This window comes from SAR324 cluster bacterium (assembly GCA_015232315.1).
Taxonomy (GTDB): Bacteria; SAR324; SAR324; order SAR324; family NAC60-12; genus JADFZZ01.
On the sequence record JADFZZ010000029.1, the window covers coordinates 37167 to 62887 of the forward strand.

The 25721-nt window shown below is 45.0% G+C and carries 17 protein-coding genes; 6 read left to right on the top strand and 11 right to left on the bottom strand.

The genetic code is table 11. The features are described 5' to 3' along the window. Window positions 1–489: 489 nt before the first annotated feature. Window positions 490–1500, top strand: a complete 1011-nt coding sequence (locus tag HQM11_16510; GenBank protein ID MBF0352636.1) for a response regulator — start codon at window positions 490–492, stop codon at window positions 1498–1500. Between the two features lie 39 nt (window positions 1501–1539). Here the strand turns inward: HQM11_16510 and HQM11_16515 are convergent, their stop codons facing one another. Next, window positions 1540–1854: a hypothetical protein gene (locus HQM11_16515; GenBank protein MBF0352637.1), complete on the bottom strand. Its 315-nt coding sequence runs from the start codon at window positions 1852–1854 to the stop codon at window positions 1540–1542. 451 nt (window positions 1855–2305) lie between these two features. Between HQM11_16515 and HQM11_16520 the strand changes: the two genes are divergently transcribed. Continuing rightward, complete coding sequence (locus tag HQM11_16520) at window positions 2306–2812, top strand: hypothetical protein (protein ID MBF0352638.1); 507 nt, start codon at window positions 2306–2308, stop codon at window positions 2810–2812. A gap of 345 nt (window positions 2813–3157) precedes the next feature. Here the strand turns inward: HQM11_16520 and HQM11_16525 are convergent, their stop codons facing one another. The 5 genes from HQM11_16525 to HQM11_16545 all read right to left on the bottom strand — a co-directional run bounded on the left by HQM11_16525 (window position 3158) and on the right by HQM11_16545 (window position 9768). Then, window positions 3158–3544, bottom strand: a complete 387-nt coding sequence (locus tag HQM11_16525) for a response regulator (protein MBF0352639.1) — start codon at window positions 3542–3544, stop codon at window positions 3158–3160. A 1-nt stretch (window position 3545) separates the two neighbouring features. Then, a complete protein-coding gene (locus tag HQM11_16530) occupies window positions 3546–5213 on the bottom strand; it encodes a PAS domain-containing protein (GenBank protein MBF0352640.1) in 1668 nt (555 codons plus the stop codon). A gap of 165 nt (window positions 5214–5378) precedes the next feature. Further along, window positions 5379–6257, bottom strand: coding sequence for an Rpn family recombination-promoting nuclease/putative transposase (locus HQM11_16535; protein MBF0352641.1), 879 nt, complete (start codon window positions 6255–6257; stop codon window positions 5379–5381). A 295-nt stretch (window positions 6258–6552) separates the two neighbouring features. Beyond that, window positions 6553–9426 (bottom strand): PAS domain S-box protein, encoded by a 2874-nt coding sequence (locus HQM11_16540; protein ID MBF0352642.1) that lies wholly within the window; start codon window positions 9424–9426, stop codon window positions 6553–6555. 60 nt (window positions 9427–9486) lie between these two features. Then, on the bottom strand, window positions 9487–9768 hold the full coding sequence (locus tag HQM11_16545) for a hypothetical protein (protein MBF0352643.1): 282 nt from the start codon (window positions 9766–9768) through the stop codon (window positions 9487–9489). 322 nt (window positions 9769–10090) lie between these two features. On the opposite strand from HQM11_16545, the gene HQM11_16550 reads away from it, so the two are divergent. Next, complete coding sequence (locus tag HQM11_16550; protein MBF0352644.1) at window positions 10091–10339, top strand: hypothetical protein; 249 nt, start codon at window positions 10091–10093, stop codon at window positions 10337–10339. Window positions 10340–11096: 757 nt separating this feature from the next. Here the strand turns inward: HQM11_16550 and HQM11_16555 are convergent. Further along, window positions 11097–14594 (bottom strand): PAS domain S-box protein, encoded by a 3498-nt coding sequence (locus tag HQM11_16555; GenBank protein MBF0352645.1) that lies wholly within the window; start codon window positions 14592–14594, stop codon window positions 11097–11099. A gap of 175 nt (window positions 14595–14769) precedes the next feature. Continuing rightward, window positions 14770–14976: a hypothetical protein gene (locus HQM11_16560; GenBank protein ID MBF0352646.1), complete on the bottom strand. Its 207-nt coding sequence runs from the start codon at window positions 14974–14976 to the stop codon at window positions 14770–14772. 1052 nt (window positions 14977–16028) lie between these two features. On the opposite strand from HQM11_16560, the gene HQM11_16565 reads away from it, so the two are divergent. The 3 genes from HQM11_16565 to HQM11_16575 all read left to right on the top strand — a co-directional run bounded on the left by HQM11_16565 (window position 16029) and on the right by HQM11_16575 (window position 22755). Further along, entirely contained in the window at window positions 16029–19268 is a 3240-nt protein-coding gene (locus HQM11_16565) for a type 2 lantipeptide synthetase LanM family protein (protein ID MBF0352647.1), read from the top strand. 73 nt (window positions 19269–19341) lie between these two features. Further along, window positions 19342–21459: a hypothetical protein gene (locus HQM11_16570; protein MBF0352648.1), complete on the top strand. Its 2118-nt coding sequence runs from the start codon at window positions 19342–19344 to the stop codon at window positions 21457–21459. A 375-nt stretch (window positions 21460–21834) separates the two neighbouring features. Further along, complete coding sequence (locus HQM11_16575) at window positions 21835–22755, top strand: pentapeptide repeat-containing protein (protein ID MBF0352649.1); 921 nt, start codon at window positions 21835–21837, stop codon at window positions 22753–22755. A gap of 129 nt (window positions 22756–22884) precedes the next feature. On the opposite strand, the gene dbpA is transcribed toward HQM11_16575, so the two are convergent. The 3 genes from dbpA to idi form a co-directional block, all read right to left on the bottom strand. Beyond that, window positions 22885–24249, bottom strand: coding sequence for an ATP-dependent RNA helicase DbpA (gene dbpA, locus HQM11_16580; protein MBF0352650.1), 1365 nt, complete (start codon window positions 24247–24249; stop codon window positions 22885–22887). A gap of 216 nt (window positions 24250–24465) precedes the next feature. After that, window positions 24466–24858 carry a response regulator gene (locus HQM11_16585; GenBank protein MBF0352651.1) on the bottom strand — a complete coding sequence of 131 codons (393 nt, stop codon included), beginning with the start codon at window positions 24856–24858 and terminating at the stop codon, window positions 24466–24468. Between the two features lie 222 nt (window positions 24859–25080). Beyond that, on the bottom strand, window positions 25081–25590 hold the full coding sequence (gene idi, locus HQM11_16590) for an isopentenyl-diphosphate Delta-isomerase (protein MBF0352652.1): 510 nt from the start codon (window positions 25588–25590) through the stop codon (window positions 25081–25083). Between the last annotated feature and the right edge of the window lie 131 nt (window positions 25591–25721).

Genomic DNA, 25721 nt, shown 5'->3' on the forward strand with positions numbered 1-25721 from the left:
TTATGTCCCAATGTCGTCAACTTAAGGAATTCGTCGTCGGGAAGTCCCCCTTTTCAAAGGGGGCCAGGGGATTTAACGCTCAGAATGACATCCCCCTAACCCCCTTGAACCAAGGGGGAATGGAGACACAGGACCATTCAAAATGCTTAAGTTGACGACATTGGGTAGTGAAGGCTTCACGTGCAGGTACGAAGAAGAACTGAAATGATCATTTTGAAAATGGTAGCTCCGGGTTATGTCCCAATGTCGTCAACTTAAGGAATTCGTCGTCGGGAAGTCCCCCTTTTCAAAGGGGGCATGAGGGATTTAACGCCCGGAATTACATCCCCCTAACCCCCTTGAACCAAGGGGGAATGGAGACACAGGACCATTCAAAATGCTTAAGTTGACGACATTGGGTTATGTCCGGGGCTGTTAAGTTAAGCTGGTTCAAGGGGGCAGACACACGGGACTGCCCCTACAGGACAAAACTAAACAAAGGAATATTCAGTGAGTGTCAAAATTCTGGTAGTAGAAGATGAATTCGCGATTGGAACCGTCATTGCCCAGCAGATTCAGCAATTGGGGTATGTGGTTGACGAAATTGTGGCATCCGGCGAACAGGCTATCAAAAGTTGTGAGCACCATCATCCTGATCTGGTTTTGATGGATATTCAGCTCAACGGAAAAATTGATGGTATTGAGGCCGCCAGAAAAATTGCTGAATATGAGATTCCTGTGGTTTTTTTGACGTCCCATGTGGATTCTAAAACCCTGGATCGCGCAAAAACCACCCTTCCCAATGGCTATCTGCTAAAACCTGTCTGCCTGGAGGATCTGAAAATCACGCTGGAAGTTGCGCTTTACAAGCATCAAAATGAAAAAAAATTGAAACGTCGTGAGCAATGGCTGGAGTCTATTCTTGAAAAATTTCAAGATGGCGTCATCACAACAGATACAGCAGGTTCTATCACTTATTTCAACCCCAGTGCCGAACGATTGACAGGCTGGAGCGCAAAAAAAGCACTGGGACTTTCGTGCCAGAAAGTTCTGAATTTCGAGGAAAATGGATTTGCTGTCGACACGTTCAATCTTATCAATGAATTACTCGGGGAAGCGCCTGAAAATGGGGTGAATCGTGATCAAATTCAGATCATCAGCAAACAAAAAAAAATGTTTCCTATCGATCTGCATGTGACTCTTCTCAAGGATGAACAGGGGGGCATCAAGGGGAATGTGATTACGATCCGTGACCGTTCTAACCGTCACACTATTGCCTCTGACGCTGAGGATCCCCGGCAGTCCCTGATACATTCCCTGACGAAACGTCAGAAAGAGATCCTGACCTACATTGCCCGTGGCTACTCGACCAAGGAAATTGGTTCGATGCTGTTTATCAGTCCCCGGACTGTGGAATTTCATCGTCAAAATATGATGAAGACCCTTGGTGTTCATGATGTGGTCGCCTTAGTCCAGGTGGCAATCCTCCATAAAATCCACGGCACCTTTCAAAAAAACTGAATTTTAGTTTACAGTTACAATTCATTCTTTTGCCGTTCCTTACCCAATCGTTGTTCGAAGACTGATTTTTTTAATACACTCGATCAATGTTTCTGTATCACATCTTCCCATAAAAGGTTCATCTCCGGACTCTAACATCCCTTTCACCAGTCTTCCATTGTCATCATGCACCGCGATGGTGAACAATTTTCTTGGTGATTCCTGAATCTGACGACCAAGCACAAAGATATTCAGTCCATTGTTGAAGTGGATTCTGAGTCGGGTCACATCAGGACTGGAGATGTCATCCATACTTTTAATGACTTTTCGGGTTTCATGATCAAGTTGCGAATCAAGCTGGCTGATTATGTCCATACTCCCTCTGTTGTTGAAATTCAAATATGGTGTTGATTCTGTTTTCAGTCACAAATTGTTGGATCGAACCTGTGTGTTCGCCCTGAAGCCGTGCAGACACACAGGTCTCCCCCTACGGGACAAAACCCGAATTGCGCGTCTCTACAGATCTGCGAAGTGGCAATGTGTCAGTGTAAACAACCGTAAGGCATGACGTGAGTTATTATACAAAAAAACCAGCAGATAAAACACCTCGTAAAACTACCGGTTTATTCCCCTTTTTTTAGCAGGAAGCATGAATTTTCCAGTTTAAACACGTAGTTTTCCGAGTAGATAAAAACTCATAAATCACTTAATTGTTAATCACACCGAACATGAGTTTTTACTCATGATGGTTTAATCCATTGAACGTACCTGAACATGTGATGGGGAAGGTGATGTATTTTATTAATTTCTGAGAAAAAGGGGGATTATGCTACTTGAAAATATTCGTGAAAATGTGGTGAGAAACATGAATTTAATGGAGGATGTCCACAAGAACAAACGGTCCAATGTTTCACGATTGACCAGTCTTTCCGTATTTCCACCCATGGGGGATTCGAATAATCAACTGTTTCCCTGGCTCGCAACAATTCTGGATCACATACAAGACGCGATCATTACCGTGGATATTCTGGAAAAGGTGACGTTCATGAGTCCGTCCGCGGAAAAACTGTTTGCCTGCAGAAGAGAAAAAGCTTTGTGCCGGAATATCAGGGAAATATTCACCATGGTGGACAAACAGGCAGGATCCCTGATTCCGCTTCCGGTAACAGAATCAATCAGGCAGAACAAGGTGATTCCCCTGAAACCCTCTGTGCTGATATTGAATCATGCCCACGTCCGGCATAATGTGGAAGGCTGGGTTATGCCCATGACCAATGAATATGGACAAATCGTTGGCGCCACCCTGATTGTCCATTCTGTCATCATCAACTGATTTTTAAGGACAAAGGTTAAAGGGGAAAGGGGAAAGGGAAAAGGGAAAAGGGAAAAGGGAAAAGGGAAAAGGGGAAAGGGAAAAGGGGAAAGGTCAAAGGTCAAAGGTCAAAGGTCAAAGGGAAAAGGGAAAAGGACAAAGGGGAAAGTACAGCCCTTAATCTTTTTCAACCTTTAACCTTTAACCTTTAACCTTTGTCAACCTTTAACCTTTGTCAACCTTTAACCTTTGTCAACCTTTAACCTTTGTCAACCTTTAACCTTTAACCTTTAACCTTTAACCTTTAACCTTTGTCAACCTTTAACCTTTAACCTTTAACCTTTAACCTTTGTCAACCTTTAACCTTTAACCTTTAACCTTTTTTTCCCTATTGGAAAAAATCTCTTCAATGGTCTGGCCTAACAGTCCCCGTCGCAAGGGTTTGAATAAACAGCCATCCGCAATGTTTTTGCCGCATTTGTTGTTAATATATTCCCGGGTGTGAGCGGTTAAAAACAAAATGGGAAGATCCGAGAATTTCCGGATTTGTTTCATGAGTTCGATTCCATCCATGCCGGTCGACAAGGAAATATCTGACAACAGCAAATCAGGCGGATTTTTTTTGATGTTTTTTAGAGCCTCCTCGCCGGAACTCATCACCGGTTCAACCTTATAACCCAATTGCCGCAACTGATTTTTCAGATCCATGGCGATGAGTGCCTCATCTTCCACAATCATAATGCGAACAGCCATGTCAAACTCCTGATTCGTGATGTGGATTGAAGGTGATTTTCGCGGTAACGCCCTCGTCCAGATTCCATTCAAGCCTGCCTTTGAGTTGGCCCGACAAGGCCCCAACGATCTGCAGACCCAGTGTCTCCAGAGTGCTTATATCCAGAATGTCAGGAAACCCCACCCCATTGTCAGCCACAAGAAGGACATACGTATCATTTTTTTGTGGAGTGAGAGTGATCTTGATCCTGCAATTTGTTTGTTCTGGGGGCGGAAACGCGTATTTCAACGAATTGGTCACAAGCTCATTGACAATCAATCCGCAAAGAATGGCCTGACTCATCTCCAGCGAAATACCATAGACCTCCACCTTGAGTGCCACCGAAATTTCATAGGACTGGATTAAATGCGACACCAGATTTTCTACATACTGACCAAAATCGATTCGTGTCAGGTCACTCGATTGATAGAGCTTTTCATGGATCAGCGCGATGGAATTGACCCGGTCCTGACTTTCCCTGAACATCTGGCGATATTTTTCATCGAGGATAAATCCGGATTGCAAGTTGAGCATTGAGGAAATGATCTGCAGATTGTTTTTTACCCGATGATGGATTTCCTGCAACAGCACCTCTTTTTCCTGTAAACTTTCCTGGATCTGCATTTCCGATCGTTTGCGCCCGGTTATATCGCGGATGATTAAAAAATATTCACCATCAATTCCCGGAGCGATTCGTGATTCACGATAGAAGGTCTTGTTATTCAACTTGATCTGATATTCCAGAACTTGAATTTCTCCGGTGCTTAAGGCGATTTGCGCGGCCTCATGACTCTGTTTAAGAATCTCACGGGAAAGATCGGCCGCAAGATCAGACCATGTTCCCCAATCGCTCATGATTTGTCCGGTGTGTATCTTTCTTACAGTCTTCATTCTGGACTTAAAATCCTGAAGGGCACCATTGGCACCAATGCGGCATATCAGATCAGGAATAGCGTTCAGCAGAGCGGCTTGGCGGTTCTCACTCTTTTGCAGTGCGATTTCGGTTTCCTTGACTTGAGTTATATCCACAAAGGTCAACACCAGTCCATCAGAGACACCAGCATAATTTCGGTAGGGGATGATCCTCAGGAGATGCTGGACCCCCTCAAGGAGTGAGATCTCTTGTTCCAGTGTTTTACCTGTACTCAAAACATGCATGGTATCTTTAACCAATGAATCGGGTATGAGCTGGTTGGAAAAATCATGGAGGGGACGGCCCACATCGCCCGGCATGAGATGCATGATGCGGGTTAAGGTGGGGGTGAAGCGCCGGATGCGTAATTGGGAATCCAGAAAGAGGGTTCCGATGTTGGTACTGCTCAGTTGATTGTCGAGATCGTTGTTGGCCTGATTCAGTTTGGCAATCTGCTCTTGAAGGGTCGTGTTGACCGAGTTGATTAAATCCTGTGATAGCGACAGTTCCTGAGTGCGCATGATCAATTCCTCATTGGTTGTCCTGAGTTCGTCGTTGTGGAGCGCAAGTTCCTCAATGGTCTCCTGCAGGGACTGCCGGGTGATTTTTAATTCTTTTTCCAGCTCAAGCACACGCAATTCGGCGACGGAACCCTTTTTGCTCCGGGGCGTTGTGCTTTTTTTGCGGGATCCGGACTTATCGCCGGGTGGGATCGGTATTTTTTTATTTGGCGGCATAGACCTTAACGTTGAGTGATCAAATTACATTTCTATAAGCACTCAATCAAAAGTTTTTTAACATTAATCTGGTTCCTGACGTCTCGTCGGGAACCGTTCCATAATGCACCTCTGGTGCCCTTCCACTGCGCCTTGGCAAGCCACCGGAGGTGGAGGTACTATTCCTTATTGTGCGGGATCAATGCCTGCCTTTTTGAGAAGTTCCATGAGGCGTTCTTCTCTTTTTTGAGCGTCTTCTTTTTGTTGAAGTGCCTGCTCTAAGGCCACGGACAGTTGATTTCTTTCCTGTTCCATACGGAGTTGATCCTGTTCCATACGGACTTTTTCCTGTTCCATACGTTTCATTTCCGACTCCCTGTAGCGTTGCAGGCGCAAACCTTCGAGTCGGGCTTCATACAGCCAGTAATCAGCGTCTTTTTCAGCGAACCGTTTCAAAACATTCATAGCTTCCTCTAATGCGTTTATTGTTTGTAGTTCTTCTGGAAGTTCTTTCCAATGCTGGGCTTCCTCAAAAAAATAGAGCCAGGCGTTTTCAGGATCAAGGGGACGGTCTTCCGGTTTTTTCCATTTGGGTAACTCCAGCACATGAATGGAACAATGCTCACTCAGTTTGAATCGGTGTTCAGCGTCATACACCTGAAAATGATGATGCACGGCAGGGGACTCAGAAAAAAATATTCCATCCAGTAACCAGATGGCGATCACCGGACAAAGTTGATTGTAATTTTCCCCTTCGTCAATCTGTTTTTTATAAAGGACGCTCCAGTTATAGAGCATTCTCTCACCCAGACAACGATCCAGTGTCAATTGGACTTCAATCTGATAGAGACGGCCCTGCGAATCCTGAGCCTTGACATCCACCACCGTGAGTTTATCGCTGAGAAATTCTTTGGCGTTGTAGGGATTCAGTATTTCAACCTCGAGGATGGGATTCTCCAGTTTCAGGATGCTGTTGAGAAAATGCAGAAGAATTCCCTTGTGTTCCGGATCTCCCAGAATAGCCTTAAACACACAATCGATCAACGGGTTGATAAAGTGCTTCATAACAGGAACCTGTCTCAGGTGAACTCAACGAAAAATGTCCTTCACTGTCTCAATTTTTCAGGGACAAAACAAGCTCTTAATGACGCTGGAACTTCAAGAAAAACATGCTCGATCGGGGCTTCAGGACAATGTCGTAAACTTAAGGAATTACCTGTGAGAAAATCCCCCTTTTCAAAGGGGGTTGGGGGATTTAACCCTCAGAATTACATCCCCCTAACCCCCTTAAACCAAGGGGGAATTGGTTCACCGTACCATTCTGGATGCTTAAGTTGATGACATTGGGCTTCAGGAGGGATCAGGCAACAGCATTCATTGTTGCCTCAAATTCTTCTAAGGCGTGCAGTGTCCTGTCATAACATTGTCGCAACTCAAGCAACAGTTCAGGCAAGGGGTCAGGGTTGGCAGAATCAGGCAGGTATTGCAACTGCTGAAACAGATCGCTCAATTGAAGGGTTCCTATGCAAAGTGTTGAGCCTTTGAGTTTATGCGCAAGAGTCCTGAGTTCCTCACGGTTTTCGCTGTTTATAAAACCTGAAAACTCATGGATGGCGTCTGTCATCTGTTGTTTAAATAAAATCAGCATCTTTTGAAAAGCCTGTTGTCCGGCATTGTTCAGGAGTTCTTTCAATAAAACAATATCCAGCAAATTTTGTTGAATCTGCGTTGTGTCTGGCTCTGAACAGGGAATAATTTTTTCCACGGGGTTTGGTGATTCCGCATGTCGGTTTATGTGATATCGATTCATGGCGGTCACAAAATTATGGAGGGTGACAGGTTTGCTGAGGTAATCGTTCATGCCGGCGAGCAGGCATTTTTCTTTATCTCCGTTGAGGGCATTGGCCGTCATGGCAATGATCCAGGGGCGTTCATCAGGCGCATAGGCAGCAGTAATCCTGCGTGTGGCCTCCAGGCCATCCATTTCCGGCATCTGTATATCCATCAAAATGAGGTCATAGTTTTTTTGTTTGAGACATTTGAGGACTTCCCGTCCGTTGATGGCGGAATCAGCCTCGTACCCCAGTTTTTGCAGCATCACCAGGGTCAATTTATGATTCACGGGATTATCTTCTGCCAGCAGGATTTTCAGGGGGCCTGTTTCTGCTTTCAGGACATCTTTCACAAGCTTGCTGGATTTGGGGGTGAACATGTGAATTGAGGCAGAGGTCAATGCGAGCAAACAGACGGTAAAACTGAAGGTGGAACCTTCTCCCGGCACACTGTCTACCCAGATTTTTCCCTGCATCATTTCCACCAGTTTTTTGGAAATGGTCAGGCCCAGTCCTGTGCCACCATATTTGCGGGTGGTGGTTGTGTCAGCCTGTGAAAAGGCCTGGAAAATCTGTGTGGTTTTATCCGGATCTATTCCAATTCCTGTATCCTTGACGTTGAACAGGAGTTTTGCCTGGGCTTGCCCTGGAGTTTCAAGCGGGGATAACTCGTTCAATTCCACAGAAACAGTGATTTCGCCCTGTTTGGTGAATTTAAGGGCATTGCTCAGAAGATTGACCAGAATTTGTCTCAGGCGTGTCATATCCCCTGACAAAATATTAGGCACCAACGGAGAAATATGACTACGCAGTTCAATACGTTTTTCTTCCGTCTTTTTTCCGTTCAGTCTTAAAGTGTTGTATAAAAGATTGTCCAGAAACTGTTTCATTCGGGGCACCTCTTCTTTCAGAACCAGTTGCGTCTCGGGTAAAAATTTACCCTGTGGTCCCAGTCGTTTTGACTCTCTGGAGTTCAATAACAGAAAGGAACTTTCTATCAATTCCTGAATCTGGAACGGTGCGTTTTCCAAAACCATGTTGCCCGATTCAATTTTTGAAAAATCAAGGATGTTATTGATCAGCGTCAACAGATGTTCGCCGCTGAGTTGTATGATCTGGGCAAATTCCTGCTGTTCCTCACTCATCGCGGTTTCCATCAGCAAACTGGTCGTGCCAATCACACCATTCATCGGTGTGCGAATTTCATGGCTCATGTTTGCCAGAAACTCCGCTTTGGCCCTCAAGGCCTGCTCTGCGATTTCTTTTTCCCGCTGGAGTTCTTCAGTTCGGAGTTTTACCAGTGCTTCCAGGTGTTCCTGAAAATTGTTCAACTCCTGTTCCGCCTGTTTTCGTTGTGTGATGTCATGAATCACAAAAAACAGCAGTTTTTGTTCACTGGCCATGATCGGGGAGGAATGCACCTCAACGGTCCGGATGTCACCACCAGCCAGTCTGTGCGAAAAAACGAACGGATCTTGTTCCTCAAACAGTGACTTCAATTGTTCGGAGTGATCGGTTTCAGCAGACATCACATTGATATCCTTAATATTCATGGCGCGTAACATCGTGATCGTGTAACCATAGAATTTTTCTGCGGACAAATTGGCGTCAATAATCCGGCCGCTTTCCGGTTCAATGAGCAGCATGATGGATTGATGGGAATTGAACATGGTCCGGAATATTTTTTCAGATTCCAGCAGGGCCTCACTCTCAAACAAGGCTGTTTTATACCGTTTATGTTCGGTGACATCCTGCGCCACCACATAAAAAAAATCATTTTTCCGCTCAAGGTCCCAGGAACACTGAATGGTTATGAGCGCATGGATGATTTGACCCTCTTTGTGCAGGAACAATTTTTCACGGGAGAAGCCCTCGCTTTCTTTGGCCAGAATTCGGTTGAATTGTTGAAGCTCCACTTCCAGATCCTCGGAATAGCTCAGTTCAGCCCATGTTTTTTGCAGGAGTTCTTCACGGGAATAGCCCAACAGATCACAAAGTTTGTCATTGACCATCAGCCAGCCGTTTCCGGGAATGAGGACTCCCATCCCCACCAACGGTTGCTCAAAAAAATGGTGGCATCTCTGCTCACTCTTTTTCAGGTTTTGATGTGTCCGCAGGTGTTGCTCACGTTCTCCGGTCAGTGCCCGCGTTCGTTGCTTCAATCTGTAGCGAAGAACCATGACCCAGGCCAGCAAGCCGACCAGCAACACCACAAAGGCAAATTGGGACAACGGTACCCAATCCAGCGTTTCCGTTGCATAATTGCCAAACTTATTTGCGAAAAACAAGGACTCAGCGCCCACCATGTCCTGAGGCGGGTATTCAGCCGCGGATGACACGGGGATGTGCCCCGACCACAGAATTGTCATCAGCAGAAATTTGATATCCCGGAGTTGTGACATAAGTTCCTTGTTATGGTTTTTTTGAGTAATTCATGGGCCATCGTCTTTGTTTTGCCAGATTCAGACGGTGGCCGATAAAGAAAATTCGGGAATCACAGAAAGCACATCCTCTGCCTGGCCACCATCCCGGGGAAAACCCTCACTGATCACAAAATCCTGCACACAGCCTGCACGCCAGCAACATCCTGATTGCTGACAACTGCCTGCGATTTTAGTGGCGTAGCAGGGAAAATTTCCTTCCTGGCGTTGAATCGCATGAATCATTTTCTGCTTATGTTTGATGGCCTGGAAAATATTGCACTGTTTATCAATTACAAAGCTTCGAAATTCAGCGGATGTCATAAAAACCTCCTGTATCATGCATCATTAGACATTGAGGGGAACCAACCCGACTCATCATGAATAATAAATCTTTTTCTGATCTGTGTATACTCGATAAACTACCTGATTATTGAATTAAATTGTTCGTATAAATGTGAGAATGGAAAACCCCGTAGTCTTACGGGGTTTTTGGAACCTCTATTCCATTGCAATAATCATTGAACGATTATGTGTGAAAAACACGTAATTTTACGAGTAGATTTTAAAAATTGAAATCATTATAACTCAAACTGTGGCGCGACACCTTTCATTGTTATTTTTTGAACGTTTTTTAGGAGGATTCATGAAGGAAGTAAAATTTTGGACCGTGAATTGTGAGATATTCAGGAGTGATGATGAATTAGAAACTTTTATTCATGATCTGGAACGGTATGTCACTGTGATGTTTCATAAGTGCAATATGCCGCAGAATAATAGCGAAGGATGGTTGGAAAGTTTTGTCAGAGACTATGAACACTGGCCTAAAAGAATATTTCGGAACAACCAGCATCCATTGAAGTCCTATTTCTCAATTGAGACAAGGCTCATTTAGTTCAGGGCCGAACCTGTGTGTTTGCCATGCTCCCAATGTCGTCAACTTAAGCATCCAGAATGGGACGTGAACCAATTCCCCCTTGGTTTAAGGGGGTTAGGGGGATGTAATTCTGAGGGTTAAATCCCCCAATCCCCTTTGAAAAGGGGGATTTTCTTACAGGTAAGTCATGAAGTTGACGACATTGGCCCTGCTCCCGGGCAGACACATGGGGCTACCCCTACAGTAAGTACCCGATCATAAATCTTTAACCATTTTTTCTGGTTCCCTACCTCTGGTGGGGAATCCTCCCGATCCCCCCTCCGGAGGCTTGCCGTGGCGCATTGGAAGGGCACCATCGGTAGAGACGGGTTTGAAACCCGTCTCTACCGGGAACCGTTCCCGACGAGACGTCAGGAACCAGATTAATGTTAAAAAACTTTTGATCGGGTACTTACAAAACCAAAATCGGGAAACACCTCAACGCACCGGTTGTGTACCATGTCCGAAAAAATGATCGACCCTGAAAATCACAGAACACTGAATGAGGGTATCATATTTATAAAACATTTTAGCTATATTGAAATATGTCAATATGTTCAGTCTGTAAATCAATAAAAGGAAAGAAACAATGTCTACTTGAAAAGGATTCAATATGTAGCATTTGTTGTGATAAAATAATGAACGCAGACACGTGTGGCAAATGCCATTACTATAAAATATACCGTATGAGTTTATTTATAATGGAAGTTCCAACTCCTTCCATCGCCGAAGAGCGTTAGCCTGCGTCAGGAAACGTCGCACCGAATTCTCTCAAGGCCTGCATGGTGTTGATTCGGCTTTGTTCGAGTTGTGCCAACAGAGCGGGCAGTGGATCGGGTGTCACAGAATCTTCCAGATATTGCAACTGGTTCAGGAGATCAGACATTTGAACAGCACCCATGACAAGGGTCGTGCTTTTGAGTTTATGGGCGGTTTCCCTGAGTTTTTTACGACGTTTGAGTTTGATGAATCTTTTAAATTCAGGGAGAGTCTCCGCCAGTTGTTTCTCAAACATTGCCAGCATCTCCTGAAACAACGCGGTATCTGGAGTTTCCCAGCGTTCTTCCAGAAAAGGGATATCCAGCACCGCATCGAGGGCGATGGTTTCACTGGCGTCTGAAACCGGAGGATCTAAAACGGCGGACTCCGTTTTTTCACCGTGTCTGATTTCAAGAAAGTGATTCAGGACACGGACGAATTTGTTGAGATTGAGAGGCTTGCTTATGTAATCATTCATCCCGGCTTCCATGAAAATTTCCCGGTCTCCCGGCAGGGCACTGGCAGTTATGGCAATGATCCAGGGACGTTCTTCAGGGGAATACAGCGCGTGAATCCGGCGTGTGGCTTCCATACCATCCATTTCAGGCATCTGCACATCCATCAAAATGAGATCATAAGTGCGCTGTTTGAGCAACTCCAGAACTTCCAGGCCATTGGTCACAGCATCAGCCTTATACCCCAGTTTTTTCAACATTGTCAGAGTCAGTCTCATGTTGACCGGATTATCCTCGGCCAGCATGATTCTCAAGGGGAACTTTTTCCCAAGATGCTTGTCAGGAGCCGTCTTGGTTTCCGGTTTAAACTTATCACTGGTGGCCTGAGTCAAGGCGGTCAGACATACCGTGAAATAAAAAGTGGAGCCTTCCCCGGGAACACTTTCCACGCAGATTTCCCCTCCCATCCTTTTCACCAGTTTTTGAGCGATCGTGAGTCCCAGTCCTGAGCCACCATATTTGCGGGATGTGGAGGTATCTTCCTGTGAAAAGGCCTGGAAGATATGTGAGATTTTTTCTGGCACGATTCCAATCCCTGTGTCCTTGACACTGAACAGCAGTGTGGCCTGGGCATGCCCCTGTGCGTCAATCTCTGACAATTCATTCAATTCCACAGAAACCACGACTTCGCCCTGTTCAGTGAATTTAAGGGCATTGCCCAGCAGATTGATCATAATCTGTTTCAGGCGCATCTCGTCCCCGGTCAATATCAGGGGAACCCGGGGGGAAAGTTCATAGTACAAATCAACAGTCTCTTCTTTTTTTTCCGGAAGTTTCAGGGTATTTCCCAGAAAATTACCCAGAATCTGTTTCCAGCGCGACACATCGCCTGACAGAAATGGTATCCATTCCGAGATTTCGGGCTCAATAGAATCCGGATTTTTTACCTGTTTGCCAGACTTGAACAACAATATGGTACTTTCTAACAACTCCTTAATCTGAAACGGAGCGTTTTCCAGAATCATGGTGCCCGATTCGATTTTGGAAAAATCGAGAATATTATTGATGAGAGATAACAGATGTTCAGCACTGTGGTGTATGATCTCGGCAAATTCCTGTTGCTCCTGATTCATGCGGGTATCCATCAGCAAACTGATCATACCGATCACCCCATTCAATGGTGTGCGTATCTCATGGCTCATGTTGGCCAGAAACTCAGTTTTGGTGTTCAGTGCCTTTTCTGCTGCTTCTTTTTCTCGCATAAGTTCAGTGGTTCTGGCGGTGACAAGTGCGTCCAGTTCATCATGATGATTTTTTAATGTTACTTCAGCTTGCCTGCGTTCGGTGATGTCATGGATCACTGAAAACAATAATTGTTTACCATTCGCAATGATTGGTGAGGCATGCACCTCGACTATTCTGATTTCACCATTAGACAGTCGGTGACTAATAATGAAATGATTCTGTTCTCCAGTCAGAGCTTTGCTACGGTTAGACTGAAGTTCATCATCAGAAGTGATGATGATGTCCTGAATTTTCATGGTATGTAATTCATCAAGGGTATAACCATAGAATTTTTGCGCAGACAAATTGGCATCTACAAAGACGTCATTTTCCGGGTCGGTCAGCACCATGATGGCATCGTGGGACTGAAACAGTTCCCGGAATTTTTTTTCGGACTCCAGCTTAGACTGACTTTCTAACAATGCCGATTCATATTGTTTGCGTTCGTTGATGTCTTCCACCAATACAAAAAAATAATCGATGTTCCCCTGGCTATCGCGGGCACACTGGGCCGAGATTTGAACATGGATGATTTTTTCATCTTTAACCAAAAAACGGTTTTCCAGGGAAAAGCCGTCAATTTCTCTGGCCTGAACGCGGTTGAATTGTTGTAGGTCGGCATACATGTCATCAAGATATGTCAATTGGGGCAATGACAGTTTCAGAAGTTCTTCACGGGAATAGCCTGTGATGTCACACAGTTTGTCATTGACCGTCAACCATCTGGTGTCCGCGGAGGTGATCCCCATTCCAATGAGGGGTTGCTCAAAAAAATGGTTGATTCGCTGTTCACTTTTACGCAGGTTTTCCTGCGACAACAGGCGTTGCTTCATTTCCTCAGCCAACGCCTGTGTCTGACGTTTCACCTGATGTTGAAGTGTTCGATTCCACAACAAGATTCCGCTAAACAACGCAACAATGATTGACACGACACCGGTACCAAGCGGGATCCATTTCTTCAAATCGACACTATATTGGGGATCGCCAAACCATTTGTCATGAATGTCATCATATTTACCTGAGGCATGGAGATCATGAATGCCCTCATTAAACAGGTTCAGCAACTGGATTTTGCAGCATGCGACCACGACGCTGAAAGATTTATGGTATGCGGTGATGTGAGGACTCGTGATAGTAAGATTACTCAATTGATATTTGTTCAGTGCGATCAATCCGGCCCATCGCGGCACCAAGGCACAATCCCCTTCACCCCTGGAGAGTCGTTGCAACGATTCATCAATGCTGTTGGTAAACAGTATATTCTTTATTAAATCTTTGTTGATCAATTTCAGGTGGTGCGAATCTGTTGTCTGGATCAGGATCTGTTTATCTTTTAAATCGTTCAACGAACTGCACTCGGGATGGCCTTCCCGAATGAAAAAAACCTCAAAAATCACTGTATGGGATATTGAAAATGGAAAATGAAGGCTACTTTTAAGAGAATCGTCAACAAATGGAATAGCATCAATTTTATTTTCATTGAGGGCCACATGCAACTCCTCCCAGGTGCCCTCCTGAAACTCCACGGTCAAATTCATGATCTGGGCTATAGCATTCACCAGATCCTTTGAAAAATCATCGGCAAGGTTTTCCATGGTTATACTGGAGGCTTGGCTATCTTTCTGGATTCCCACCACAATGCGTTTCGGAAGATTATCCTGGGCCAAGGCCGCAGTTGTCATCACCCATGACAAAAAAGTACACAGAAGTAGTGGCAAAAGCAGGAATTTTGACATGGAAATCTCACGAAAACATGAGTGTTTGCACAGCAGGATGCTCTTGACTTATGTAAATGGGGATTAGTGGGCAATCCTGATGCATACTGCTTTATCAGATAATTATTTAATACAATATGCATCTCATGTATCGCAAGATGAATTTTTGTATTTCGTTATTGATTCAATACAATAATCATAAAGTCTGTTTTATGAATCTGGGTTTGAGGACAACAATCAAATCCAGAAATTCAAATAAATCATCCTCCAGATCCCACATGGGTGGTCGGCCTTGTGGTTGATGAATTTGAATAGAACCGCCATTTTCCAGATATCTGACAATTTCCCGTTGCAGTAATTCTCGGGAAACAATGTTTTTGAAGCAATTGCCTGATGTTTTCATAGGTCTCCTTGTTTTATGTGGTGAATAAATGCTCATGCATAATCGCGTCTCTCATGGCATCAGGAATGGGATGACAGGGACCGTGTTGTTCTCAAAATATAATGGGCATCGTAATTTTTTTTATAATTTCTGTCGGGAGCCAAATAAAATTTACCGTTGAAGAGCATTACCGCCTCATTTTTATGTTTTTTCCTTCTGAATGATCTGATGAGCTTATTGATCATAATGTTTCCCCTGATTCATTGCTGGTTTGTTGCGAACAAGAGCCATCTTTTCAGTGGGCTCAAGTGGAGTGACGGACATGTTTGAATTATAGAAAAAATGGACGACGAATGTCTACTCGCAAAAATACGTGATTTTTCAGGGGTATTTGGGGGGGATTTTTTTTCGGGGGAAAAACAGGTGATTCCACGAGTCCTGTCTGCAGGGCTGTTTAATTTTCGGTTTGGCATGGTGGGTCGGTTGGGTAGAACGAAGTGAAATCCAACAAAACACGCTGGGTTTTGCTCACGCTCTACCCAGCCTAGGAACTGCAAAAGAATAAGTTGTCGAAGTTTGCTCGTGCCCTACGTCCCGTGGGGCACGTTATCCACCAGGCGAAGCTCTGCTTCGCACCCACCGGAGGTGGGTCAATGAAACGCCAAATGATGTCATTCCTACCCTCAGTGCTTCAATCCTTCTCAATTTCTCCGTAAGCGTTCAGCTTTCAGTGTTTATGCGCCTCAGAAGCCTTATGACTCAATAGCAGAAAATATCGTTTGGCTTCCAGGCCTTGAGAATTCCTGAAAACTGATAGCTGACGGCTGAACGCTTACATTTCTCCTTGCTTTCCAAACCTCCACATTTTATACAATACCCATAGGTCTTAGAACCACGGGTTACGCTCCATACACGGCTCAGATTCAACAACATTTTATCCGTAATGGCTTTTCCGTTTGTTCTTATCTTGTCTGATTGTGCCCTGAGCCACTACAGATAAAATGCTATACATTTTGGGGCGACCCGCCGGTCGCTCTCTGCCTCGTTAAAATTATAAAGAAAACAGGGTATCCATGCATCAAGACAAAATCTGGCTTCAGCAAATCTATCAACGCACCCTCTCGACCACTGAATGGGCAGACCTTCCGGACTCCTGCAAAACGGAACCTGTGATTGATCAGGATGCCCAGGCGCTGCTGGAACGCTGGCAAAAACTGGTCATGCTCGGTGAAGCGCCTCAGGGTGCGTTTGACGCTCGGCTTGAACAGCTTGGCTTGACTCATGAAACCGCCTTGAAGCGACTCGGTATACGCACACTGTCCCCTGAGGTTCCGCTGGCAGAATGGCTTGAATTACTGGGAGATGTGTTAGATCAGGACAACTTTGACAAAAGTTTGTTTGATGTCGGACGCCTGAATCAGTACTCAGAAGAAGAAATCAAAGTGCTTGGCACTGACAAACGGCCTGTTTTTGCGGAGTGCTTCTTTCCATGGCTCCAGGTTGCCGGGAACCGGATTGCTGTGAAACATCCTGACTGGGATCAATGGCTCTCGGAGGAAGCACGATACCAGATCATGCGCTATCTTTTGTTCCGTTTGTCCGGTCTGGCATCACGCACGTTTTCCTACGAAATCAAACGACAGCAGTCTCAACTCAAAGTCGGGGGCGAAACCGCGGAAGCACGCTATGAGTACTACATGACTCAGGTTCTGGGAAAACTGGAGGGGCAAAAAAAACTTTTTGAACAATATCCTGTGCTGGCCCGTCTGCTTGCCACCAGTACGCTGTTGTTTCTGAATCATTTTGAGGAATTGCTCACACGCTGGAAAGCGGATTATTCAGCAGTGCTTAAACATTTTAAATTTTCAGCGAAAACACCTTGCATCAAACACATCATCATGGGGCTTTCTGATCCTCATAATGGTGGAAAAACTGTTTGTTTTATTGATTTCGGCACACACAACCGAATCGTGTACAAGCCCCGCTCCATGAAAACCGATGAGGCGTTTTATCAACTGGAGGAGTGGATCAACAAAGCCAATCAACTTCCGGCGTTGAAAACACTGAAATTGCTGGCACGAAAAAATTATGGCTGGTGTGAATTTGTGAAATCTCAGGAATGCGTTTCAGAAACTCAGGTCGCCAATTATTATGCCCGACAGGGAATCCATCTGGCCTTGTTTTATTTCTTGTGCGGGATTGATTTTCATCATCAGAACTTTATCGCTCACGGTGAGTTTCCTGTACCCATTGACCTCGAAGGGCTTTGTGCTCCGGGGATGCATGTCATGCCGCCTCATTCCTCCTGGATGCCTTCCAGCTATCAGTTGCTGGATTTTTCCCTGGTCGCGACTACCATGCTTCCGCGCTGGCGTGCCGGCGATTATGACCGTGCCCTGTATCTGGATTCTGGCATTGATGGTTCCGGAAGCCGATTGGCTCCACTCAAACGTCCCAAATGGTATGATCTGCGTAAGGACACTCTGCGTCTTGGCTGGGATTATTCTCCGGGATCAGGCAATGAATCCCGTCCGTCATTCAATGGGAAATCACATTCTGTTCAGGAGCATATTCCTGAATTATTAAATGGTTTTGAGCAGGCATACCGGTTTATTTTAGAGCATAAACAATTTCTGCTGAAATCTGGCAGTCCACTTTCCAAATTTAAAAATGTGACCAGCCGCTGGTTGAACCGTGATACCCAGATTTATTATGACCTGCTGTTCTGGGCCAGTGCGCCCGATCAACTGGTATCAGGACTCAAATATGACATTGCCCTGGAAATGATGGCTCATACCGCGCCAGTTCTCGGGAATCGGGTTTCGTTAATGGATGACGAGAAACAAAGCTTATGGAAACAGGACATCCCGGTTTATTATGCGGTGGCATCTCAACGGCGCTTGATTTCAGGTTCAGGCCGTCAGTTTCCCGGTGCCTTGACCCGCGGGTGTTTTTCTCAAATCTGTCAGCGCCTGAAACAGGCCGGCGAAGAAGACATGAACTGGCAGAAACAACTCGTGAAAGGATCGTTTGCCCTTGCGTTGCAGGCTGAAACGCCTCCCCCCGCGGTGATGACCGGACCCGGTGCCGAAAACAAAGCCCTTGAATCCAGATTTCTGGATTATGCCGTCCGCATTGGCAAGGCGCTGGAAGCACAGGCGCTGGAAAGTCGGGGCGGCCATTGCTGGCTGGGCTTACAACGACTTTCGCAGGCAACAGGATATGTGGAATATGTACGGCTGGTTCCCTGGCTGTATTCAGGAACCTCGGGCATTGCGGTGTTTCTCATGAATCTGTATCGTGCCACCAATGAAAACCGCTTCAGGGATTTGGCGGTTTCCGCACTGAATTACGGAAATCATGCCCTGCAATGGACGATTGATCATGGCGGTACCTCACAAATTCCGCTTTCCGGTTTCAATGGACTTGGGTCTGTCATATACACCCTGACCGAGGCTGGAAGATTATCGGGGCAACAGGATTTTACCCGGCAGGCATTCCGGTTGAGTGAATTGATCAATGAAGCCATGATTGAGAAAACGCAGGATCCGGATGTTTTGAATGGTTCGTCAGGGACCTTGCTGGCTTTGATACACCTCTATCACCATCATCCAGCCCCTTCTTTGCGGATGTTGATGGCGTCCCTTGTCAAAAACATCCTTGCCCGACAAACCGGGGATGGCGACACGGCAGGATGGATTGTTCCCATCAACACAAGACCTCTGCTGGGAATGGCGCATGGGGCTTCAGGCATCGCCTATGCCTTGTCCAGATATTACGCGTTGACCCATGAAGAAACTGTAAAAAATTCCATCATGCGTGGCTTGGCCTATGAACAACAACATTTTTCAGAGTCTTATCAGGACTGGCCAAATCTTCAGGCGCCTCCGGGACAATTACATTTCATGACAGGCTGGTGTGCCGGTGCTCCCGGAGCCGGTCTGGCACGCTTGGGGATGCTTGAGGCCTTTCCAGCTCATGAGGGCCTTCAAAACCAGCTACGGTCAGCGGTCACAACCACCATTCGTTATTTGCGCCAACCTTGCGATCACCTTTGCTGTGGCGATACCTCCAGAATCATTTTATTGATGGAAGCCGGAAAAATGTTGGCGAATGATTCCTGGAAAAATCAGGGCGAACAGACGCTTGCCAGCATGATGGCATTCTATGAAAAAGAGGGCTATCTGCGGCTTCAGAATTTTTTTGACAAATGGATCATTCCAGATTTGATGATAGGCATTTCAGGAGTCGGCATGGCTTTGCTTCAGGCCTGTATGCCTGAAAATATTTCAAGAGTTCTAATGCTGAAGTAACACGGGGAAGGGCATGATAATTGCTCACCCATGAACTTCGATTCATAAATCTTGATCCTCTTGATACGGGAATATGTCCTTTAAAAACGCGTTGTCAGAAAAATTACAGAATAATTCTGTTTATCAACAGAATCTGGAGGCGATTGAGCTTGAAGCCAAAATTTTTCTAAAACTTCCCAGTGATTTGCTGAAAGTGTTTCAGACGCCCCTCAAGGAAAGATTTCAGAAACTCCAACTCAGCCCGAAAATCGAATTGCAAACTTCAGAACCTGAAACTGTTTCCTCCAGCACCCTGGAATACCATGTTCAGTTCGACCTGGCTCATTCCGATAAAAATCCACAACAGACTGATCTCAACATCAAGGGACTGCCGGAACCTGCCAGAAGAAATCCGTTCAAACGGGATCAAAACGTGCTGACCGATCTGGAAAAACGTGTCATCGAACTCTCCAGAATCCTGACAGCCAGCTATAAAAATCCAAGGATGAAAACCCTGATCCATCAGTTCCAGAATTTGAGAGAGATTCATTGGAAAATTGATCATCTCAATGAGCAGATTCTCTCTCTGGACAAGAAAATTCACGCGATCGACAGGCCTTATCACCATGCGCTGAGTTACATCCTGATTGAAAGCATTGAGCGTTTGACCGGGGTACTTTCCCTGGAAGATATCATGAAACGCCTGATGAAAATTCTCATCATTGACGATCAGGGAAACCGCACCCTTGAGGGACTGGATACGTTGGGCTTCAATAAAAAATATCTGACCGCCATCAGAATCAACGATTTGAATACCCATTATCAGGAATATTTCAGGGAAAACCTTGCCAAGGGAATTTCCTATGAAAAATTAAACATGAACCGGTTTTTAATGGAGGGAGAGTTTTTTAATCAGTTTGATATTGTGCTGATCAATCTATGGCACCCCAAAAAAGACATGTTACCGATCCATGTCCGACTCCGTAAAAAAACCACTTTGAGCAAGAAAGAAGAAACCGTTCTGGGAAAAAATCCTGAGAAACAGGCAAAGGAAATATACTTGAAGGAGCAGAAATGTCTGCAACTCAAAAAACAGTTGGCAGATGTTCTTCAGCAACTGAAACAATTTGAAAACGGCAAGGTTACGGCCAATGAAAACGAATACCAAAGTTTGGAAAATAAACGGAAGCGGCTCCATATTGCCCTGCAAAATGAGAAAAACAAATTGAAACAGATTCATCCTCAAACAAAAACACGGGACAAGGTCATTCTCTATGTGAGGGGGTTGTTCAAAACCTTTCAGAATCGTCAGACCTGGAAAGACAATCTTGAAGATCAGATTTATAAGTTATCCGGCTTCAAAGCGCTGAAACGGTTTTTTGTTTCAGACCAGCATCTCAGTTTTTATGACCTCCAGCAAATGGCAAAACTTGCCGTTCACAGACATCCGCTCGAAAATAATAAAGCGCATCTGGAAGAAACCCGAAAACAACTTGAAGAACGGATGGCTCAATACGCCAAAACCAATAATCTGGTTGATGAAAATTCAAAGCATTCTCCCGTGGAGCAATTTCTGGCGGATTATCTGGAATATAATCTGCTGGGATGTTGTGTGGCCCACCTGCATCAGTTTGTGTATTCGTATCCCGGAGGATATTTTACGGCGAGGGGGATCACCCCTGAAGACTGGAATCCCTTGTTTTTGAATGGAATCAATATCTGTATTGTCACCAAAGAAAAAAACCTGCCTTTAGGAATTTTGAGAAATTTTTTCAGCATTGACGCCAAAAAACAGGAACGAATTCTTTTTCGGGAAGAACTTCCAGACCTTGACGCGTTTCTGAAACAGGAATTTCAGTTTCTCATTGTGGATTGCAATGCGTTCACCTTCAATCAGTTGGTAGAATGTCTGCTGGCTCGGAAAAAAATCATAAACACACACATTCCAGTGCTTCTTTTCAATCTGGACACCCGGACCCTGCAACTCAAAGAAATGCTCAAACTCCAGCTTTTGATCGGTGTCACCCAAACTTCCAGTGGCATACAAACCATGAAAACACCCCCGTTTGAAATCCGCACGTTACTGGATGAACGTCAAATGGATGAAGTATTGCCCGTGTTGCTTGGTATTCCCACACAAGCCGGCGAGAATGTCGCCGATAAAAAAGATTCATCATCCGGTAAAAAAGACACAACGATCATAATGGTTTAGGGATTATTTTTCGGGGTTGATCAAAATTTTGGCCAGAACACGTAGGGGCGAACCTGTGTGTTCGCCCTGCTCCCAATGTCGTCAACTTTAGGACGTCCCTGCGAGAAAATCCCCCTTTTCAAAGGGGGCATGGGGGATTTAACGATCAGAATCACATCCCCCTAACCCCCTTAAACCAAGGGGGAATTGGTACACAGCATCATTCAGAATGCTTAAGTTGATGACATTGGCCCTGCTCCAGGGCAGACCACAGGTCTGCCCCTACAGTACAAAACCCAAATCGGGAAACGCATCAAATATTCGATTTTGATACATGGCCGAAAATATGATCAAGCACTATGTTTTCTTTTTAACGATCCTTCAGCAGGTGAAACTATGTATGCATTCAGAATCATGATTTTGTGGACATGTGGCATGTTGGTGGCATCAGCGCTCTGGGGCTATGATGTGCAACATTGGGCCAAACTGGCCAAAGAAGGGAATTGTGAAAAATGTGATCTGGTCAAGGCCAATTTTTTTGACGCAAAACTCAGGGGTTCCGTGTTGAACGGCTCAAAAATGAGTCAATCCAATTTTCAAAAAGCCAATCTGGAAAACAGTAAGTTTTTGAAAACAGATCTGCGGGGTGCGGATTTGAGCCAAACCAATTTGCGTGGGGCTGATTTTTCCGGAGCTGATCTGGGCAATGCCAATCTAACCCATGCTGATTTGAGCGGAGCTAAATTCACGGGGGCCAATCTTTCCGGAGCCAATCTTAAGGAAACACAATTGATGGAAGCCGATTTTTCACAGGCTAATCTTGTTGATGCGGATCTGTCAGGTTCTCTCGTCATCAGAACCAATTTTTATAAATCAGTCATGACCAATGCCCGTTTAACAGGAAGTGATGCCTATCGGGCCAATTTCACCGAGGCTGTCCTTGATCATTTTCAGGGACGCTCGAGTGTGTTCTATCGAGCTAATTTCACTCGGACAAGACTGCTTGAGGCTCAACTGGAAGGCGCGGAACTGGGAAAAGCCGATTTTGAAGAGGCCGATCTGTCTCAAGCAAATCTCTCTGGTGCGGATCTCTCAGGAACTCAATTCATTCGGGCAAGACTATACCGAACCCGATTGGAAAAAGCCCAACTGGTTCATACAAATTTTTCAGAAGCGAATCTGGAAGGGGCTGATCTGTTTGGATCCCAGATACAATCCATTATTACGGAAAAGACGAAATTAGATCGGGTTATCTGGGAAAATGGACAGGTGTGCGTTGAAGGGTCTGTTGGAAAATGTGTTCCCGTTCTACGTTGAATGACAGGAACACAGCAGAATACAATTCAGGAGCAGAGTGAATGTCAGTGTCTCACCCCTGCTGAAACAGACTTCCAGAAAGTTTTTGACCGATCACGTTTTCAGCCCTTCATCAAAAAACGGGGAGGCTTACCGCAAGATCCATACAGAAAATTTGCGGCCTTTGATTTTTCCATTCTTGAGACTGGAACAGGCGTGATCAATCATATTGCGGTCAATCGCCACATAACTTTGACGATCATAGATGTCGATTTTACCGATATGTCTGGCCTCAATTCCGGCCTCGCCTGTCAATGCGCCAAGAATATCTCCCGGGCGCACCTTGTCTTTTTTCCCGCCTTCAATAACCAGCGTGAGGTTCGGGGCTTTCATGCGGAAATTTTCAGTTTCTTCAAGGATCTCAGCAGTTTCAAAAATGCGCGTTTCATTACGGTATTCCTCCGCGTCACTACCTGAGAACAGGGTGACTGCCAGACCTTCTTTTCCGGCACGACCTGTTCGACCGATCCGATGGGTATAGGTTGAAAGATCTTGAGGCATATCGTAGTTAAGCACCATGCCAAGTTCTTCGATGTGCAGTCCCCTTGCCGCAACATCCGTCGCAACCAGCACCGGGCAACTCCGATTGGCAAACTGCATCAGCACATCGTTGCGGTCATACTGTTCCAAATCACCATGAATGGCCAAGGCGTCAATACCCTTTTTATACAGATTATCGGCAATCTCTTGTGATCCCAGTTTGGTCATGCTGAACACAAGCACATTTTCAGGTTGGTGATGGGCCAATATTTTGATGAGTGTCGCAAGCTTCTCCTCCGGATCCACCTCATAGAAATATTCAGTAATTTTATTGGCACTTTCCTCAGCGATCGTCTGAATCGGGACAGCGTTTTTTTGAATGGAAGCGCTTAATTCCAAAATGTCCTCGGTATATGTGGCCGAGAAAAGCAGGGTTTGACGATTGGTTGGCGCATAAGTAATGATTTTATTGATCTCTTCAATAAATCCCAGATCGAGCATACGGTGTGCTTCATCAATGACGAGGACATCCAAAACCGCTAATGAGAGCGAGCCTTTATCGAGGTGTTTCAGGATTCGTCCGGGTGTGCCTACAACGATATGGGCTTCGTGGCGTAAGGATTCACATTGCTTGCCAAAAGAGGCACCACCGCATATTGTTAAAATTTTGATATTGCTGGTGAACCTTGCCAGCCGGCGTAACTCTTTGGATACCTGTTCCGCCAACTCACGGGTCGGACATAATATCAGGGATTGAACCGCCCATTTTTTTACATCCAGCCTTTCCAGGGCGCCAATTCCAAACGCTGCCGTTTTGCCGCTTCCTGTCTTTGCCTGTGCGATAACATCGCGTTTTTGTAAAATATGCGGCAGGCTTTGAGCCTGCACAGGTGTCATGGTCTGAAACCCGAGTTCATTGATGTTGCGCAGCATGGGTTTTGATAGGGGTAAGTTTGAAAAATTGTAAAGGTTCATCTTTTATATTCAACAAGGGGTTGTAGCTTTATAGTGATTAAGCCGGAAATTATGAGGGGACTGATGCTTTCAAAATGAGGTTTTGAAGGGCTTGTACTGCTTGTTTTTTCACATCATGGATGGATTCCCTTCAATTGAACGAATTTCTTTCAAGAAGTAGGTCTTTCAATTGAGTGTCTCAAACTCATTTGTTGGAATGATGGTTTTTTCTTGGGATCATGGAAATAGTTCAGTGATTTTTGCCAGAAGTTGTTCCTCTGTAAATGGTTTAACCAGAAACTTGCTGACACCAACCCTTGCAGCTTCTTTAATATTTTCAAGTTTTGCTTCCGCGGTCACCATCAATATGGGAATATCTTTTAACTTTGAGCTGGCTTTCATCGCCTGTACAACCTCGATTCCGCTCATTTTGGGCATATTCCAATCCATAATGACTAAACCGAATTTGTCATTTTCGCTATGCAGTTTCAGTTTAGTGATGGCGGCGATCCCATTTTCAGCTTCGGTGAATCTTTTGAAGCCTATTTTTCGTAAGAGATTCATCATGATTCGTCGCATTTGGGGGAAGTCATCAACAACCAAGACGGAAATATTGAAATCAATTGGCATAATTCATATCCAGGTTTAAAGTTTTATTTCAGATCTGGAATGAAGGATATTGGCTGTTTGTTCAAGCTTCGGATGATTTTATCTTCTTGAACAAACTGAATATCCTCATTTCATCAGTGTGAGTATCTTCTTCTGGATATAATAAAAAATTCGTATTGGTAAGCGTTTTTTGCGAGAAGATTTTGCTCGCAGTCAAATGGTGCAACCAGACCGGGGAAGGTTTTATTTCCATTGAAACAGAGGATCCTTGGCAATAATCCGGAACCAGGGAGTGAAATGCGATGGTCTGTCACGCAGATCATTATGGAGATCAGACTCTGAATACCATAAAAAATCGGATACTTCGTTCAGATTGATCACGGGTTCGCCATCCCACAAACCCACCAGCAGATGATCCAGTTCATGTTCTATCAGGCCATCTTCAAGGTCTACCTTATAAATCAAGGACCCCACATCCTGCAACGGACAGGAAAAACCCATCTCCTCCAGCAATCGTTGTTGGGCCTGAGGCAACAATTCTGACCCGGTCACAGGATGACTGCAACAGGTGTTTGACCACAAACCCCGGGCATGGTATTTATCTTCGGCTCGACGCTGTAACAACAATTGATGATTCGAATTGAATACAAAAATTGAATATGCCCGATGCAGATCGCCATCCTGATGCGCCTGCAACTTTTCTTTACGTCCGATCACACGATCGTGTCTATCTACCAGAATCACATCCGTCATAAGTCTGATCTCAAAAAATTCTCAAAAAAAATTCACCTGTGCAGGTGGTTTGAAAATGAGCCGCTAAGAACGCTAAGAACACGAATAAAAAGGTTTTTTTATATAAATGAAGTCCTCCGTGAACCCCTTAT